The organism is Polaribacter aquimarinus (assembly GCF_003129485.1).
Lineage (GTDB): Bacteria > Bacteroidota > Bacteroidia > Flavobacteriales > Flavobacteriaceae > Polaribacter > Polaribacter aquimarinus.
The window spans coordinates 241,061-259,851 of the sequence record NZ_QFFG01000002.1 but is presented as its reverse complement, the minus strand read 5'-3'; the positions used below and the strand labels follow the sequence as shown (position 1 = coordinate 259,851).

Annotated in this window: 15 protein-coding genes; 10 read left to right on the top strand and 5 right to left on the bottom strand. The window is 30.7% G+C overall.

What is annotated here, in order from left to right; all coding sequences use genetic code 11:
- Positions 1 to 2: 2 nt before the first annotated feature.
- Both feoB and DIS07_RS04570 read left to right on the top strand, forming a co-directional pair.
- Positions 3 to 2,114 (top strand): ferrous iron transport protein B, encoded by a 2,112-nt coding sequence (feoB, locus tag DIS07_RS04580; RefSeq protein WP_109404059.1) that lies wholly within the window; start codon positions 3 to 5, stop codon positions 2,112 to 2,114.
- A gap of 203 nt (positions 2,115 to 2,317) precedes the next feature.
- Positions 2,318 to 2,860, top strand: coding sequence for a DUF2911 domain-containing protein (locus tag DIS07_RS04570; protein ID WP_109404057.1), 543 nt, complete (start codon positions 2,318 to 2,320; stop codon positions 2,858 to 2,860).
- 50 nt (positions 2,861 to 2,910) lie between these two features.
- Here DIS07_RS04570 and DIS07_RS04565 read toward each other — a convergent pair whose 3' ends face one another.
- Positions 2,911 to 7,698, bottom strand: coding sequence for a T9SS type A sorting domain-containing protein (locus tag DIS07_RS04565; RefSeq protein WP_109404056.1), 4,788 nt, complete (start codon positions 7,696 to 7,698; stop codon positions 2,911 to 2,913).
- 167 nt (positions 7,699 to 7,865) lie between these two features.
- Between DIS07_RS04565 and DIS07_RS04560 the strand changes: the two genes are divergently transcribed.
- From DIS07_RS04560 to DIS07_RS04540, 5 genes are all read left to right on the top strand, one after another.
- Entirely contained in the window at positions 7,866 to 10,859 is a 2,994-nt protein-coding gene (locus tag DIS07_RS04560) for a leucine--tRNA ligase (protein ID WP_109404546.1), read from the top strand.
- Positions 10,860 to 10,879: 20 nt separating this feature from the next.
- Positions 10,880 to 11,497: a hypothetical protein gene (locus DIS07_RS04555; protein WP_109404055.1), complete on the top strand. Its 618-nt coding sequence runs from the start codon at positions 10,880 to 10,882 to the stop codon at positions 11,495 to 11,497.
- Between the two features lie 94 nt (positions 11,498 to 11,591).
- On the top strand, positions 11,592 to 12,056 hold the full coding sequence (locus DIS07_RS04550) for a hypothetical protein (protein WP_146190709.1): 465 nt from the start codon (positions 11,592 to 11,594) through the stop codon (positions 12,054 to 12,056).
- Positions 12,057 to 12,105: 49 nt separating this feature from the next.
- A complete protein-coding gene (locus DIS07_RS04545) occupies positions 12,106 to 13,515 on the top strand; it encodes a sensor histidine kinase (RefSeq protein ID WP_109404053.1) in 1,410 nt (469 codons plus the stop codon).
- A gap of 12 nt (positions 13,516 to 13,527) precedes the next feature.
- On the top strand, positions 13,528 to 14,304 hold the full coding sequence (locus DIS07_RS04540; protein WP_109404052.1) for an enoyl-CoA hydratase/isomerase family protein: 777 nt from the start codon (positions 13,528 to 13,530) through the stop codon (positions 14,302 to 14,304).
- 57 nt (positions 14,305 to 14,361) lie between these two features.
- Here DIS07_RS04540 and DIS07_RS04535 read toward each other — a convergent pair whose 3' ends face one another.
- A complete protein-coding gene (locus tag DIS07_RS04535; RefSeq protein WP_109404051.1) occupies positions 14,362 to 14,943 on the bottom strand; it encodes a DUF3244 domain-containing protein in 582 nt (193 codons plus the stop codon).
- 480 nt (positions 14,944 to 15,423) lie between these two features.
- On the opposite strand from DIS07_RS04535, the gene DIS07_RS04530 reads away from it, so the two are divergent.
- Together DIS07_RS04530 and DIS07_RS15045 are read left to right on the top strand one after the other, a co-directional pair.
- The gene (locus DIS07_RS04530) at positions 15,424 to 16,299 is read left to right on the top strand and encodes an AraC family transcriptional regulator (RefSeq protein WP_109404050.1); all 876 of its coding nucleotides are present in this window, start codon (positions 15,424 to 15,426) and stop codon (positions 16,297 to 16,299) included.
- A gap of 4 nt (positions 16,300 to 16,303) precedes the next feature.
- Positions 16,304 to 16,477, top strand: a complete 174-nt coding sequence (locus tag DIS07_RS15045; RefSeq protein ID WP_181374533.1) for a hypothetical protein — start codon at positions 16,304 to 16,306, stop codon at positions 16,475 to 16,477.
- On the opposite strand, the gene DIS07_RS04525 is transcribed toward DIS07_RS15045, so the two are convergent.
- The 3 genes from DIS07_RS04525 to DIS07_RS04515 all read right to left on the bottom strand — a co-directional run bounded on the left by DIS07_RS04525 (position 16,478) and on the right by DIS07_RS04515 (position 17,857).
- The gene (locus DIS07_RS04525; RefSeq protein ID WP_109404049.1) at positions 16,478 to 17,137 is read right to left on the bottom strand and encodes an HD domain-containing protein; all 660 of its coding nucleotides are present in this window, start codon (positions 17,135 to 17,137) and stop codon (positions 16,478 to 16,480) included.
- Between the two features lies 1 nt (position 17,138).
- Complete coding sequence (locus tag DIS07_RS04520) at positions 17,139 to 17,378, bottom strand: hypothetical protein (RefSeq protein ID WP_109404048.1); 240 nt, start codon at positions 17,376 to 17,378, stop codon at positions 17,139 to 17,141.
- Between the two features lie 68 nt (positions 17,379 to 17,446).
- Positions 17,447 to 17,857, bottom strand: coding sequence for a BrxA/BrxB family bacilliredoxin (locus tag DIS07_RS04515; protein ID WP_109404047.1), 411 nt, complete (start codon positions 17,855 to 17,857; stop codon positions 17,447 to 17,449).
- Positions 17,858 to 18,017: 160 nt separating this feature from the next.
- On the opposite strand from DIS07_RS04515, the gene DIS07_RS04510 reads away from it, so the two are divergent.
- On the top strand, positions 18,018 to 18,782 hold the full coding sequence (locus DIS07_RS04510; RefSeq protein WP_109404046.1) for a TerB family tellurite resistance protein: 765 nt from the start codon (positions 18,018 to 18,020) through the stop codon (positions 18,780 to 18,782).
- The last annotated feature ends 9 nt before the right edge of the window (positions 18,783 to 18,791 follow it).

Below are 18,791 nucleotides of genomic sequence, written 5' to 3'. Positions count from 1 at the left end.
AAATGTCTAAAAACGATATAAAAGTAGCTTTAATAGGAAATCCTAATACTGGAAAAACATCTCTTTTTAATCAACTTACAGGATTAAATCAGAAGGTAGGAAACTATCCAGGAATTACGGTTGATAAAAAAGAAGGAGTTAGCAAACTATCTTCGACTCAGAATGCAATTATTACAGATTTACCAGGAACGTATAGTATAAATCCTACGTCTTTAGACGAAAGCATTGTTCTAAAAACCTTATTAAAAAAAGATATTAAAGAATCTCCAGATGTTATTTTGGTGGTTGCAGATGTAGAAAATTTAAAACGAAACTTATTACTTTTTTCACAAATTAAAGACTTAGAAATTCCGACAGTTTTGGCAATCAATATGGTTGATCAAATGGATAGAAAAGGAATTACTATTGATGTATCACTACTACAAAAAGAATTGAATACAGAAATTGTTTTAATTAGTGCAAGAAAAAACGAAGGAATTCAAGAGGTAAAAGAAGCTATTATTCGATGCCACGTTGCTGCAAAAGCATCTCCTTTATGTGGCATTAATCATAAAATAGATCCAGATTATTTTGATGCTTTAAAAGTAATCAGTCCAAATTATTCTTTGTACGAATTATGGTTAATGGTTACTCAAAATAATTATCCAGATTCAATCACCAAAGAAGAAAAAGACAAACTTGTAGCTTTTAAAAAAGATATTTCTAAGCTAAAAAGGTATCAACATAAAGAAACCATTTATCGCTATCAAGAGATTAATAAAATTTTAAAAAAAACATATATAGTTGATAAAACTAAAGCGAAAGATTTAAGAAGTAAATTAGACAAAGTCTTTACTCATAAAATCTTTGGATATGTGTTTTTTGTCTTTTTATTGTTGTTGATTTTTCAATCTATTTTTGATTGGGCAAGTTTCCCTATGGATTTGATTGACGGCACATTTGCAGAATTTTCTAGTTATGTAAAAAGCAATCTTCCGAGTGGGATTTTTACAGATTTGTTAACTGAAGGAATCATTCCAGGAATTGGTGGAGTGCTTATTTTTATACCGCAAATTGCCATATTATTTATGTTTATTGCTGTTTTAGAAGAAACCGGTTATATGAGTCGTGTTGTTTTTCTGATGGATAAAATAATGCGTCGTTTTGGGATGAATGGTAAAAGTGTAATTCCTTTAATTTCTGGAACAGCTTGTGCTATTCCTGCAATTATGGCAACTAGAACTATTTCTAGTTGGAAAGAACGATTAATTACCATTTTAGTAACTCCTTTTACCACTTGTTCTGCAAGATTACCTGTGTATGCAATTTTAATTGCGTTAATTATTCCAGATACTAAAATCTTCGGATTTTTAAATTTACAAGGCCTAGTGTTATTGTCTTTATATGCTTTGGGTTTTGCAACTGCTATAATAGCTGCCTATATCTTACAAAAAACATTAAAGATAAAAACGAAATCATTTTTTGTGGTAGAAATGCCAAATTATAAACTACCATCTGTAAAAAATGTGTTTTTTGAAGTAGTCGAAAAGACAAAATCTTTTGTTTTTGAAGCTGGAAAAATCATTTTAGCATTGTCTATTGTATTATGGTTTTTAGCATCGAATGGCCCTAGCTCTTTTGATAATGCAGAGAAAAATACAATAGAAAATGTTGCAAACCAAAATTTATCTGACGACGAATTGCAACAAAAAATTGCTTCAGCTCAATTAGAGAATTCTTATATCGGAATTTTAGGAAAAACGATTGAACCAACTATAAAACCATTAGGTTACGACTGGAAAATAGGAATCGCTTTAATTACATCATTTGCAGCAAGAGAAGTTTTTGTAGGAACTTTAGCAACCATATATAGTGTAGAAGCAGATGATGAAGATACTTCTACAATTAAACAAAAAATGGCTTCTGAGATAAATCCAGATACAGGTAAAAATCGTTTTAATTTCCCTGTTGGGATGTCTTTAATGGTTTTTTACGCATTTGCAATGCAATGTATGGCAACATTGGCCATTGTAAAACGTGAAACTAAAAGTTGGAAATGGCCATTAATTCAGATGTTTGGTATGGCTTTGTTAGCTTATGTTTCTTCATTAATCACGTTTCAAATTTTAAGCTAATGCAAGAAATAATAACTTACACTTTAGTTGCTGTTGCAGTTTTATTTTTGATAAAAAAATACATTTTCCCATCAAAAAATCATAAGAACTGCAATTCAGATTGTGGTTGTCGTTAATTCTTTAACACAAAATTAGTATCTTAGAGCAGTAAGGTTTTCTATTTTTGGAGACATATTTTTAAATCACATTTTAATATTATAAAAATGAAAAAATCAATTTTAACTTTGGCGATTTTTACAATTGCATTAATCTCATCAACAGAAAATTTTGCTCAAAAATTTCCTAAAATGGATGTTAGTCCTATGGATGCGGCTACACACCCTAATAATTGGAGAGAAGCAGATAAATTGGTAAAAGTTATTTATAGCAGACCACAATTAAAAGGAAGGTCTTTAGATAAATTGGCTCCAAAAGATAAAGTTTGGAGAACGGGTGCAAACGAAGCTGCAGAAATTACTTTTTATAAAGATGTTACTTTTGGCGGAAAAGAAGTTAAAGCCGGAACCTATACTTTATTTGCAATTCCAACTGTTGGAGATTGGACAATAATTATAAGCAATCACAAAAATGTATGGGGTTCTTATTTCTATAAGAAAGATATGGATGTAGTTAGAGTTTCTGGTAAAGTTTCGAAATCAGATAATACTATAGAAGCATTTTCGATTGTTTTTGAAGGTGAAGGAAATAATGCAACCATGTACATGGGATGGGGAAAAACTATTGTTTCAGTAGCTGTTAAAGGATAAGTCTAAAGAAATTATAAAAAAACCGCAATTTTAATTGCGGTTTTTTTTATTTACTTTAATAAAATCTTTTTGTTCGTTTTGCCTTTATCTGTTGTGATTTCAGCAAAATAGATTCCCTTTTTTAAGCTATTTATTGAAACTTCATTAGTATTTGAATTAAAATTAGTTCTTAAAACTTCCTTTCCTAAAATATCATATAGCTTAAAAATTGTTTCTTGACTTGTTAAGCCTTCTATTTTAATAGTGTTTTCGTTTAATTGATAAATAGAAATGTTGTTTAAAAAGTTTTCTTTATCAATTGAAAGAGATTGTGAGTTTGTATGTAAATAAAAACGTCCAATTCCATTGCTATCCTCATTTAGAGTTACTGAAAAAGAATTATTATTATCAAGGTTATGAAATGTGTTAGTGTTTTTATCTTCTAAGAAAACCATTAAACCGCTTGGTAAATTATTAGGATTTGCACTGAACTTTACTACTTCATTCGCTTTTGCAGATAAACTTATAGGGACTATTAAGTTTTCATAATTATTTTGAGGAATAGATTGAATTGTATAATCTTTACCATTACTATCCTTTAGTAAATGTGTATTTACATCAAAATTAGCTGTAGAAAAGTTTTCTATGTCTTCATTGGTGTCAAAGCCTTTTGTTGCTGTTGCAGAATAGATAATATCTGTATTGATTTTAATATTTTCTTTTTCAACAAATAATTTTATAAAAGGTATGGACTCTGAATTTCTGTTAAAAATATGTGTTCCAGAAGAGGGTTTCTTGCTTTTTCTACTTTTATTAAAATACAAATCAGGTAAATCAGCTATTGTTTTTACAAAAAAGCCTTGACCTGGAGCTATAAATTTCTCATCTGAAGTAACTAATTGTGTAACTGCTACATATTTTGATTGTGTATTGTCCCAAACGTATGCAGCATTTATAGCCAATCTACCTAAATTATCGAAAAGATAACTATTGTTATTATTTTTGTTTAAAGGAATGTAAGCAGAGAATGGGTTTCCAACAGCATTCCATTTATCCGCCAACACAGAGTTGTATAAATTATCTACTTGTAGCGTTCCAGTAAAAGTTAGGTCACCGTCATTATGTCTAGACATAGAATAACCTTTACCCATATCAAAAGTGAGATTTACATCGGTATTTGAATCATAATATTCCCATTTAGCGTTGGCGGCATTAGCGTCATTGTAAGCAGCAATTGCGTACTTTTCATAAGATGGAGGAGTGAAATTTATTCTTATTAAGTTATTAGAATTACCTGCGAGAGCTCTTATTTTTTGACCAATTACAGGCGGTGAAACCAAACTCCATTTTTGATCTAACAAACCACCTCTTTTGTAAATAATATTTCCAGAAGAAGCTCCATTTGCTATAAGTACTCCACTATCAGAACCATTAGAATTTATGGTTAATGTACCTGTATTTGTTACTTTACCATTCACGGTAATCGCTTTTGTTTTTTCTATAGTAGTTGTACCTGTATTTGTAAAATCTCCAACAACTAAATCAGCTATATCCATAACACTGGTTTTTCCAGATAAAACTTCTACATTTTCATTGGTATTTGGTATTCTTCCTTGACTCCAATTACCAGGTGTAGACCAGTTTCCACTGGTGGCTGTAAAATTGTTAATACTGTAAGTAATTGTATAGCTTTGTGTACCAGTGTCAGAGCCATCACTAGCTTGAAGAACTATAGGATAACTACCAGTTTGTCCAGAACCATCTCCAGAAATTTTTTGAGTAATATTAATTTTACGAACTATACCAGATAAATCTATTACATAATAGATACCGGATCTATTTAAAGAAATATCAGTTACTACTGCAAAACGCGCCTCACTAGCTATACCATCTGTGTTTCCTTGTACTCCATCACCAGCAAATGTGGTAACATCTCTACTAGGAGTTATTTTTCGTATTTTCCGATTGCTTACATCTGCAACGTAGATATTACCTAATTTATCTATGGTTAAACCTGTAGGTTGATTAAAACTAGCGGAAGTACCATTTGCATCGATATTACCAGTACTACCTGTTCCAGCAAAAGTAGAGACTACACCTGCAGAAGTAATTTTTCTAATGTTATGATTTCCATATTCTGCTATAAAAACATTAGAGCTGGCATCTATTGCTACCCCAAAAGGTTGATTGAAACTTGCTGCAGTTCCAGTTCCATTTGCGCTACCGGCAGTACCTGAACCTGCAAAAGTAGTTACATCTCCATTTGGTGAAATCTTTCTAATTTTATGAAATGTAACATCTGTTACAAAAATGTTTCCGTTTATATCTATAGCTAAATCAGACGGAAATGCAAAACTAGCGGCAGTACCATTTCCATCTGTACTTACAGCAGCCCCAGAACCTGCATAAGTAGTTACATCTCCATTCGGTGTAATTTTCCGAATTTTATTATTACCTGAATCAGCAATATATATGTTACCAATAGCATCTACTTCAAGCCCTCTTGGGCTATTAAAGCTAGCGGATGTTCCATTTGCATCTGTACTACCGGAGGTTCCCGTTCCTGCAAAGGTAGTTACATCACCATTTGGAGTAATTTTACGAATTTTATGATTGTTAGTGTCGGCAATAAAAACATTTCCATAATTGTCTGTGGCTATACCAAAAGGTTGATTAAAACTAGCATCAGCGCCATTTCCATCTGCATTACCAGACACAAAAGTACCGGCTAAAGTAGAAACAAGAACTTCATCAGTTACACTTAACCAACTTGGTTTGGTTGTAGCAGTAATAGTAACAGGGTCACCATCATTATCGTTAGAAGTTATCGAATAACAATAGTTGATGCCGTGATTTAATGTTGTAATAGCTGAAGAGGTAATTGTGGGTGAGGTATTTATAGTTGTAAAAGTTTTTATCGTACCATAGCTTGTACCGTTTGAATTTGATGCATAAGCTGCAAAAGAATATTGGGTATTTGAGAATAAATTGGATATAGTTTCTGTAAATGTTGATGTTCCGCTACCATTATCATCTTTAAAAACAGCAACACCATCTATTTGTGGATTTGCATTTAAACTTGTTACCGAATAAACGATTCCTCTTTCTGTAACACTTGCATCTCCTGCATCAGTTACATCTCCCCCAAAAACCACAGTAGATGCAGTTATGGTTGCAGCATCATTTGTAGTAACTGTTGGTGGTAATTGAATGGCAATAGAAAAACTTTGATTTACAGAGCCCCCATTTCCATCATTAGCATTTATGACAACAGGATGATTTCCAGTTTGTCCTGTAGGAGTTCCACTCAGTTTTTTTACAGAAGTTATTTTTCTAATTTTATCATCTCCGGTAGTAGCTACATAAAGATTTTCTGATCTATCTATTATGATTCCAAGAGGAGTATTAAAAGTTGCTTGTGAAATGATACCATCAACAGAACCAGCAACAACATTACCCGTTAAGGTAGTTACATCTCCACTTGGTGTAATTTTTCTTACTTTATGTAAAAATTCAGCTATATATAAGTTCCCATTAGCATCAATTGTGATTCCACTTGGTGCAGCAAAACTTGCAGATGTACCATTTCCATCAGCAAAACCTGCCGTTCCTGTACCAGCAAAAGTGGTTACGTCTCCATTTGAGGCAATTTTCCGAATGTTATGATTCCCGATTTCAGCAACATAAATATTGCCTGATGCATCAACAGCAATACCACCAGGTTGATTAAAACTTGCGGAAGTACCATTCGCATTTACTGCCCCAGCAGACCCAGTACCTGCAATAGTAGTTACATCTCCATTAGGTGTAATTTTTCTAATATTATGAGAACCAAAATCGGTAACATATAAGTTTCCAGAAGTATCAATTGTTAAGTTAAAAGGAGAGCTAAAACTTGCAGCGGTTCCATTTCCATCTGCACTTCCATAAGTCCCTGAACCCGCAAAAGTAGATACAGTTCCGTTTGGAGTTATTTTGCGAATGGTATTGCCACCTAAAGATGCTACATAAAAATTTCCATAAGAATCAATAACGATTCCTCTGGGTAAACTAAAACTTGCAGCTGTTCCAATACCATCAGTAGCTCCAGCAGACCCAGTACCTGCAAAAGTAGATACAACTCCTTCAGGAGTTATTTTACGTATTTTATGGTTATTATAATCAGCTACATAAATATTGCCAGCAGGATCAATAGCCATTTGAGAAGGGTCATTAAAACTTGCAGCTACTCCCGAGCCCTCATCACTACCTGCCGTTCCAGAACCTGCTATTGTAGACACTAATTTTTCATCTGATAAAGTTAACCAACTTGGTTTGGTTGGAGCAGTTATGGTAAGAGGGTCTACATCTGCATCTTTGTATTCAACAGTGTAATTATATAAAGTTTGTTGTCCAGCAGTTGTGATTGGTGTAGAAGTAAATGCAGGAATTGTATTTGTAGTTGTAAACGTTTTTACAGAACCATAACTTGTACCATCAACATTTATAGCATAAGCTCTATAAGAATATTGTGTATTTGCTTTTAAACCAGTTATACTCTCTGAAAAAACACCAATACCATTACCGTTTGTATCTTTAATGGTTTTATTATCACCAATAGAAGGTGTTGCATTATTACTTGTAATTGCATAAACAATACCCCTTTCTGTAACTGTATTACCACCATCAGCTAAAACAGTACCGCCTAAAGTAACTGAATTTTGAGAGATAGTATTTGCATCTGCAGTTGACGTTGTAGGAGTAGCTATTCCTATGTTTTTATCATTTGTAGCGTTACTGTTAAAGGCAAAAATTAAGAAAGAAAAAAGCAAAATGTATACATCCAATTTACGTAAACGTAAAGCGTAGAAAAAAATCATAGTTAGTTGTTTTTGAGTAGGGAAGTCTTTCAAAGATAGTCTTTTAATATGGGAAAACTTTGATTACTTGTATTTTAGTTTATTGTTTTACTTGCTACAATCAGCCAATTATTTACTTTACTCTTTTGTAGAATAACCGTAAATTTGCAGCTTCTAAAAGAAAAATGATGCAGTACAATCACCAAGAGATAGAAAAAAAGTGGCAAGAGTTTTGGGCAAATAACCAAACTTTTAAAGCCTCAAATACTTCTGAAAAACCCAAGTATTATGTGTTAGATATGTTTCCTTATCCTTCTGGAGCGGGTTTACATGTTGGGCACCCTTTAGGGTATATTGCATCTGATATTTACGCACGTTACAAACGTCATAAAGGCTTTAATGTATTGCATCCTCAAGGTTATGATTCTTTTGGCTTGCCTGCAGAACAATATGCTATTCAAACAGGACAACATCCTGCAAAAACAACAGAAGAAAATATTAAAACCTACAGAAGACAATTAGATCAAATAGGTTTTTCTTTTGATTGGAGCAGAGAAGTAAGAACTTCAAATCCAGAGTATTATAAATATACACAATGGATCTTTATTCAATTGTTCAATTCTTGGTATAATAAAGATGCTGATAAATCTGAAGATATTGAAACTTTGATTTCTGTATTCGAAAAAGAAGGGAATGCAACAGTAAATGCTGTTTGTGATGAAGATATCATTTCTTTTTCTGCAGATGAATGGAACAGTTTTTCAACAACAAAACAACAAGAAATACTATTACAATATCGTTTAACATTTTTGTCTGATACAGAAGTTAACTGGTGTCCTGCTTTAGGAACCGTTTTAGCTAATGATGAAATTGTAAACGGAGTTTCAGAACGTGGAGGACATCCAGTAGTTCGTAAAAAAATGACACAATGGTCTATGCGAATTTCAGCTTATGCGCAACGTTTGTTAGATGGTTTAGAAAAAATTGATTGGCCTCAACCACTTAAAGATTCACAAACCAATTGGATTGGTAGAAGTCAAGGAGCAATGGTTTCTTTTGATGTTTTAATGACTGATGAAATTAAGAATAACCATTCTGATAAAAATCCATTTAAAATCGATGTTTTTACAACACGTCCTGATACAATTTTTGGAGTAAGTTTTATGACATTAGCTCCTGAGCATGAATTAGTTTCTAAAATTACAACAGAAGCTCAAAGAGCAGATGTTGAAGCCTATATAGAAGCTACTTCTAAACGATCTGAAAGAGATAGAATGTCTGATGTTAAAACCATTTCTGGAGTGTTTACTGGTGCGTATGCAATTCATCCTTTTTCGGGCGAAAAGGTTCAAATATGGATTGGAGATTATGTGTTAGCAGGTTATGGTACTGGTGCTGTAATGGCGGTTCCTTGTGGAGATCAGCGTGATTATGATTTTGCAAAATATTTCAATATTCCAATTCCTAATATTTTTGAAGGTGTAGACATTTCTGAAGCTGCACATTCTGATAAAGAAGGAACAGTCATTGCAAATTCCGACTTTTTATCAGGATTAAAGTATCAAAAAGCACTAAAATTATCCATTTACGAAATGGAAAAACGTGGTTTTGGTTATGGAAAAATAAATTACAGGTTGCGTGATGCTGTTTTTAGCAGACAACGTTATTGGGGTGAACCATTTCCAGTGTATTACAAAGATGGAATGCCACAAATGATTGACGCAAAACATTTACCAATTGTGTTGCCTGAAGTAGAAAAATACTTACCGACTGAAGATGGAAAACCACCTTTAGGAAATGCAGAAGTTTGGGCTTGGGATGTTAATCAATCAACGGTTGTCAGTAATCAGTTAATTGATAATGAAACCGTTTTTCCACTTGAACTTAATACAATGCCAGGGTGGGCAGGAAGTTCATGGTATTTTAACAGATATATGGATGCTGGTAACACACAAGAATTTGCAAGTAAAAAGTCTTTACAGTATTGGCAAAACGTAGACTTATACATTGGTGGTTCTGAGCATGCAACAGGACATTTATTGTATGCGCGTTTTTGGCAAAAATTCTTGTTTGACAAAGGTATTGTTCCTGTAGATGAGTTTGCAAAAAAACTAATTAACCAAGGAATGATTTTAGGAACCAGTGCTTTTGTTTATAAAACAACTGTATTTGTAAAAAACGGTTGTGCTATTGATAAATCTAATGACGATGTAATTGAAAATATACCAACTCTTTTTGTTTCTAAAAATCTATTTAGTTCTGATGATGAGTTTGAAAACGTTGTTAAAAATTACTTGTTAGACAAAAAATTATTAAATCCTAATTTTGAGGATTTAGTAATGATTACTAAAAATGCGATTCACGCAGATGTTTCTTTAGTTAATGCTTCTGATGAGTTAAATATTGAAGGGTTTAAAAATCATCCTTTAAATCAAGATTATAAAAGCGCTGAATTTATCACTGAAACTGACAATACTTTCAAAGTTTCTAGAGAAGTAGAAAAAATGTCTAAATCAAAATATAATGTGGTAAATCCAGATGATATTTGTGAAGAATATGGAGCAGATTCGTTGCGTTTATTCGAGATGTTTCTAGGTCCCTTAGAGCAAGCTAAACCATGGAAAACTTCAGGTATTTCTGGAGTATATTCTTTCTTAAAGAAACTATGGAAATTATTCTATAATGGCGAAAAGTTGTCTATTTCTGATGCAACACCAACAAAAGAAGAGTTAAAAACTTTACATAAAACCATCAAAAAAGTAGAAGAAGATATTGAGAATTTCTCTTTTAATACTTCAGTATCTACTTTTATGATTGCAGTAAATGAGTTAACAGCACAAAAGTGTAATAAACGTGAAATTTTAGAACCTTTATTGGTGCTGATTTCGCCTTATGCACCACATATTGCTGAAGAATTATGGAGTCAGTTGGGTTATAACGAATCTATTTCAACAGTAGATTTCCCAAGATTCGAAGCAAAACATTTGGTAGAGAGTGCTAAGAATTATCCAATTTCTTTTAACGGTAAAATGCGTTTTACGTTAGAATTACCTTTAGATATGAGTAAAGAAGAAATTGAACAAACTGTTATGGCTCACGAAAAAACACAAGCGCAGTTACAGGGTAAAACTCCTAAAAAAGTAATTATTGTTCCAGGTAAAATTGTAAATATAGTAGGTTAACTAATTATAAATATATAAAAATGAAATTACTAAAATATATTAATATCCTAGGGTTACTATTACTTTTTTCAAGTTGTGCTTCTGGTTATAGAGCTATTAATCTCAATAATTTAAATTATATCTCAACCTCAACAGATAAGGGTGTTGTATTGGAGTATAAATATGAGATTTTAGAAAAAAAATATAAAAAGAAAGAACTTGTAAAAGGGATTAGGCTTATTGCTGTGAAAATTAAAAACAATAGTCAAAGAGATTTAGTTTTTGGAAAAGACATTAAGCTTACTTATGATGATAAAAGTACTATTTATGTTATGGAGAATGAAAAGGTCTTTGCATTATTAAAACAAAGTTCTGCTTCTTATTTATGGTATTTACTATTAACACCTATGAATTTGTATACAAATCAAACCCAAAACGGTTTTACAAGACAAACGAGTTCTACACCTATAGGTCTCGTTATTGGCCCTGGTTTAGCAGGAGGTAATATGATTGCAGCTGGTTCTGCTAACACTAAATTTGAAAAAGATTTATTAGAATATAATATCAATGGGGTCACAATTAAAAAAGGTGAGACAGTATCTGGTTTAATAGGCATAAGATCAGATGATTATAATTCAATTAAAGTAAAAATTGATTAGTTAAAAGACACCATAAAAATATCTAAAAGTCGTTACTAATTTGTAATGACTTTTTTATTTAAGTATCTTGTCGTTCTCATTAAAAATAAAAAGAATGAAACCTAATAAATTTTATGTTTTAATTGCTTTCGGAATGCTTTTTGTTGCTTGCAGACAAGAAAACTCTTTAAAAGAATATTTGGTTAATACTTGGCAAACTACTTATTTAAAAATAGAAATGCCAACGATTAACAGAACAGATTCTTTAGAGGTTTATGAAGACAAATTTGAGGGTAATCCAGAGCTGGTAGCGCAATCAAAATACAACAAAGATGGTACTTTTTCTGCTTGGTTTGTTAATCAAGAAGGAAAACATGTTTCGCCATCTAAAGGAAAATGGAATGTAGTTGGTGACTCTCTTTTTGTTGATTTTTTTTATAACGGAAAAGATGTAAAAGCAAGTTATCATATTACAAAAACAGCAGAAGGTTTTATTGGTGTGAGCAAATATGATTGGGATGAAGATGGAGATTCTGACGATACATTAACCATGAAAACTAAAAGCATTAAAATAAATTAATTTGTTTCGATTTAAAAATATTTCACTAAGGATACGAATTTTTTTATCCATGATTTTATTGGTGTTGTTGGCATCAATTTTAATCTTGGTAGTTACAGTGTATCAATATGATGAACAAACAAAAGACTATAATATTCAGCGTTTTGAAAGAAAAGAAGCCATAGCAAAAGAAACCATAGAATTAGAGTTAAAGAATAAAACCACTTACCCCGTAAATACCAAAAATCTATCAAAAATCTTTCAGGAACGTATTTATGAAGTTTCTTCAATAAATAAAATAAATATTACCATTTTCGATTTACATGGAAATTTACTGATTTCATCTAAAACAAATGCCTTCGAAGACAACAATATAAAACCTTTAGAGTACAATACATTAAATGACTTGGCTCAAAATTCAAATCATAAAATTTTAAAAATGAGAGAAGAAGAGGGTTTAAGTTATCAATCTTCATATTCTTACATAAACGATCCAAAGTTTAAAAGAATAGGTATTTTAGAATTACAATTTACACAAGACAATTCCGAAATAGAAGAAGAATTAGAAGAGTTTATTAAAAGATTGAGTTTAGTTTACATTTTAATGTTCTTAATCGCTATTGCTTTTGCCTATTTTTTATCAAGTTACATAACACGTTCTATCAAGAATATTTCAGAGAAAATGCGTCAAACACGTTTAAATGAACGTAACGAAAAGATTATTCTGGATCAAGCTAGTTCAGAGATTGAAGTGTTGGTAAATGCGTATAATAATATGATTGATCAGTTGGAAGAAAGCGCAGTAAAGTTGGCAAAAAGTGAGCGTGAACAAGCTTGGAGAGAAATGGCTAAACAGGTAGCACACGAAATTAAAAACCCATTAACCCCAATGCGATTAACAGTTCAAAGTTTTGAGCGTAAGTTTAATCCTGAAGATAAAAATGTAAAAGAAAAATTAGCAGAATATAGCAAAACATTAATTCAGCAAATAGATGTAATGAGTTCTATAGCTTCTGCATTTTCGGATTTTGCTAAAATGCCAACTCAAAAAAGAGAAAAAATAGAAATTATTAGTGTTGTAAAATTAGCTTTAGATATTTTTAATGAAAAATTTATAAAATATCAACCAAAAGAAAATGAATTATATGCAAATTTAGACAAAACACAGTTAATTAGAATAGTAACAAACTTGGTTAAAAATGCTATTCAAGCTTCAGAGAAAGAAGAAAATCCATTAGTTGAAGTAAAAGTTTTATCAGAAAAAAAGAACATAAAAATTATTGTTTCTGATAATGGAAAAGGAATTTCTGAGGATGTAAAAGATTTGATCTTTGAGCCTAAATTTACCACAAAATCCAGTGGTATGGGATTAGGATTGCCTATGATAAAGAATATTATTGAAGCATATGAAGGAACAATTTCATTTACTTCTAAAGAAGGATTTGGAACCGTTTTTACAGTAATTATACCTAAAACTTAAAAAACAATAAAAATGAATTTTCAAAATATATTAGTGTCTTCAGAAAATGGTTTAGCAACCATAATTATTAACAGGCCTAAAAAATTAAATGCTTTAAATAAAGAAACTATAGGAGAGTTGCATGCTGCATTTGAAGCTTTAGAGAATAATAAAAATATTAAAACAATTATTTTAACAGGTAGTGAAGAAAAAGCTTTTGTTGCTGGAGCAGACATTTCTGAATTTGCACATTTTTCTGTCGCTGAAGGAGGCAATTTAGCTAGACTAGGGCAAGAAATTTTGTTTGATTTCATAGAAAATTTATCAACCCCAGTAATAGCAGCGATAAATGGTTTTGCTTTAGGAGGTGGATTAGAATTAGCGATGAGTTGTCATTTTAGAATTGCATCAGACAATGCTAAAATGGGGTTGCCTGAAGTTTCTTTAGGAGTTATACCTGGCTATGGAGGTACACAACGTTTGCCTCAATTAATAGGAAAAGGCAAAGCAATGGAAATAATCATGACAGCTGGAATGATTTCTGCGGATGAAGCTAAAGAATATGGATTAGTTAATCATGTTACAAATCAACAAGAATTATTACCATTGGCAAAAAAATTAGCAAGTAGAATAAAAAGAAATTCTTCTATTGCCATAAGTGCAGCAATTAGGGCTATTAACGCTAATTATAAAGATGGGGTTAACGGCTTTGATATTGAAATAGAAGAGTTTGGTGAATGTTTTGGTACAGAAGATTTTAAAGAAGGGACATCAGCTTTTTTAGAAAAAAGGAAACCTAATTTTAAATAAAAAAAGCGAACCTAAAAAGGTTCGCTTAAACATTAATTTTTTTGATGAAATAATTTTTTAAATTTTAAAATCATTTACATAGATTCTATTGTCTGTGTATATTATTACCTTGTATTTTCCTGAGTAGTTTTCAGATAATTTATATACTCTATTTAGAACACTTCCTCCATTTAGAGTTTCAGTAAAAATAACATCATCTTCATAATATAAAACTACTTTTAAAGATTGATTGTTAAAAGCAATTTTAGATACTAAAAGCATATTATCTTCTGTTCTTACCACAGGCTTAAAAACTTTAGGTGTATTACCTAAAAAAGTAACTACATTATTCTTTATACTAAAAGATTTAATTAAAATTTCAAAATCCTTGTTTAACTCTGCAGTGTAGTTTCCGTTTTTTAAAGCAGATAGGTCAAATATCTTAGAATAGGTACCATTTTTTTGAATTTCATTTTTATAAATAGTTATTCCATTTTCATCTTTAATAGTTATAGTCTGACCTTTTTTAACGGCATTAAATTCAACTTTAACTCTTTTACTCTCTACAATATTTGTAGGTTCAGTGGTCTCTTTCGCATAGCCTAATAATGTTCCAAACATTAATGCTACTAATAGGGTTTTTTTGATAGTTGTTTTCATTTTTTTCTCATTTAATGATTAATAACGCTGCAAAGTTATATAGGAAGTCAAGTTCTAAAAACAACAAAATTGGCTACTTTATGTGTTATTTTAATAAGTAATACGTCTGTTAGTATTGTACATGGTTAAAATAGTATATAATAATGGTAAATATATATACTATGCACGCATATTAAATTTTAATAAAAGTTTAAATAAAAAAAGCGAGTCTTAAAAGACTCGCTTCCATCATCAAAATTGCAGTAGTACTTTGATGAAACAATTAACTAAATTTTTTACCTATATCTTATGATACAAAAAGTATACTACAAATATATGGCTGATAAGAATGTTTAAAAACAACAAAATTGGCATCTTTATATGCTAAATTAGCATTAATCATAGAGTAAAAAGCACTTGTGATTAATATGGTACATATTTTTGGTAATTGTATACATATATTTAGAATATAGTGTTGTAAATTTGATATAAATTAAAATTATGAAAAATGTTAAACCAACGTTAGAAAAAATTAGTCCAGATTTTGGAAGCTCTATTTTGGTAAAAAAGCATACTGAGTTTTTAAAAGAAATAAAAGCTTTTTGGCATTTTCATCCAGAAATCGAATTAGTATATGTAAATAAGGGGAAAGGTAAAAGGCACATTGGTAATCATTTGTCGTATTTTAATAATAGCCAGTTGTTATTAATTGGATCTAATCTACCCCACAATGGGTTTACAGATAGATTAACTACTAACGGGTCAGAAACCTTAATACAATTTAAACCAGGTTTTTTAGGAGATGATTTTTTTGAGGTAACAGAAATGAAACCTATTAGTAATTTATTTGAAAAAGCAAAAAAAGGAATACTTTTTGGAGTAAAAACGAAGCAAAAGTTAGGCCCGAAAATTGAAAAAATCTCTGAGAAAAAGGGCTTTAAACAAATTTTAATTTTATTAGAAATTTTACACACACTTTCTAAATCAGATGATTACACTTTATTAAATGCTGATGGTTTTGCCTTAGAAACTCAAAAACAAGATAGTAGCAAAATAGATATTATTTTTAAACATATTAATGAAAACTTTAATGAGCATATCAGTTTAGATGAAATTGCAGATTTAGTAAGTATGACAGTACCTGCTTTTTGTCGTTTTTTTAAAAAAACAACAGGTAAAACTTTTACAAAATTGGTAAATGAGTATCGTGTTGTTCATGCGACTAAATTGTTAGCAGAAAGTCAAACAAGTATTACAGATATCTGTTTTGAATGTGGATTTAATAATTTTTCTCATTTTAATAAATTATTTAAAGAAATAACAGGTAAATCTGCTTCTAAATATAGAGGAGAAATGAGAGATTTAATTCAACAATAAAATCATGGAAGATAAAATTGATAAAGCAATAGAATATTACACCTTTAAAAGTAACGAATTACTAGTTTTTGTTAATAAAAGTAATAATCTGTCTGTTGAAAAAATTATTGAGTGTGGTGAAGAATTGGCTGTTTTAGAAAATAAAATTACAGCTTTAGAAGTTGCAAAAGAGAATTAATTATTTAATTCCATTCCATTCGTCATAGAATTGATTAAGAAATCCTTTCATATAAATATGTCTTTCAGAGGCGATTTTCTTTCCAGTTTTTGTATTCATTTTGTCTTTTAGAAGTAATAATTTTTCATAAAAATGATTAATCGTTGGAGCAGTAGATTTTTTATATTCTTCTTTAGTCATTTGTAAATTTGGTGCAATCTCTGGGTTGTATAAAACTCTATTTTTAAATCCACCATAATTAAAACAACGTGCAATACCAATAGCACCAATGGCATCTATTCTGTCTGCATCTTGAACAACTTCTAATTCTTTTGAGGTAAATTTTGTTGCATTTTTATCTAAAGAATTTTTGTAGGAAATATGTTTAATAATATTGATAACATGATTGATGATACTACTATCAACATTTTGCCTTTTTAAAAATTCTCCTGCTAGTTTAGGACCAATAGTTTCATTACCATTATAAAATTTTGGATCTGCAATATCGTGCAATAAAGCAGCTAAAGAAACTACAAAAACATCAACATTTTCTTTTTTAGAGATTAATAATGAGTTTTTAAAAACACGCTCAATATGAAACCAATCATGTCCTCCTTCAGCATTTTCTAGCTCATTTTTAACAAAACTGATAGTATTATCAATGATCTTTTCTTGATTCATTTTACTTTCTAGAAGTTAGTTCTTTTTTAATTTTCTTCGCTTCAAATTGCATAACAAAAAGCATTGGAGCAAAAAAAAGAGGCAAAAACGTTTGAAAGGAAATTCCTTTTTCAATAGTAGAAAAAACAGCTAGGATAATCATTAAAATAACAACAATTGCCTGAATAAGAATCATTGTTTTTTGTTTTTTCAATTTTTTTAAAAGTTCTTCTGTTGTAAATGTAGAAAACTGTGATGGCATTTTTTTGTTTTTATAAAAATAATAAATCCACGTTTACTAACGTGGATTTAGTCTTATTTCAAAAAAGATTAACAATACTCTTCGTAAGCTTGCGCCAAGTTTTGAGCAATCATTTGTGCTGATCTTCCCTCTATATGATGACGTTCTAACATGTGTACTAAATTACCGTCTTTAAACAAAGCCATAGCTGGCGAAGAAGGAGGAAAAGGAATCATATACTCTCTAGCTTTTTGAGTAGATTCTTTTTCTACACCTGCAAAAACAGTAGTTAAATTATCTGGAGTTTTATCAGCGCCTAAAGAAGCGATAGCTCCTGGTCTAGCAGTTCCTGCAGCACAACCACAAACAGAGTTTACTACTACTAAAGTTGTTCCTTTTTTAGCCATTGCTTTTTCTACATCTTCGCCGGTATATAATGCTTCAAAACCAGCGTTAATTAACTCATCACGCATAGGTTTTACTAATTCTTCTGGATACATAATTTCTAAATGATTTAATAATGCAAATATAAATACAAATCACACAGAATTCAAGTTTGTCTGCATACTTCTTTCAATGCATATATCAATTTTATTGATATGTAACAATCATCTTAAAAAAGCTACCTATTATGTATATTTGAAAAAAATTAAAAAAAGTATGGGAAATTTCACCAAATGGTTGGGAGCAGGTTTAGGATTTACTTTTGGAGGTCCAATTGGTGCTGCAATTGGTTTTGCAATTGGTAGTTTTCTGGATGGTTTTTCTGAAGACGAATTTAAACAAGAACAAATAGATTATAAGAGAAAAAAAAAACCAAGAAATAGAAAAGATACTGTAAATACACAGTCTGGAGATTTCGAAATGAGTTTGTTGGTTTTAGCATCAATAGTAATAAAATCTGATGGTAAAGTAGATCAGCGTGAGTTAGATTTTGTTCGGTCTCAATTTCTCAGTATGTACGGAAAACAAAGAGCTAATAATGCTTTTAAACTTTTTAAAGGTATTGTAAAGAAACAAATTTCTGCGCGTCAGGTATGTATTCAAATAAGAGAGAATATGTCTCATGCTTCTCGTTTACAATTAATTCATTTTCTATTTGGCATTGCTAAAGCAGATGAGTTTGTAGTTGAGGCAGAAGTCGAAGAAATAAAAAAAATTGCTGGTTATTTATATATCAATCAAAATGATTTTGAATCAATAAAAGCCATGTTTTATGATGCTTCTGGAAATGCTTATAAAATTTTAGAAATTGAAAAAACGGTTTCTGATGATGAAGTAAAAAGAGCTTACAGAAAAATGGTTAAAAAATACCATCCCGATAAATTAAGAGATTTAGGGGAAGAGCATTTAAAAGGTGCCAAAGCAAAATTTCAGAGTATACAAGATGCTTATGAAAAAATTAAAAATGAAAGAGGAATGTAATTATTTGAA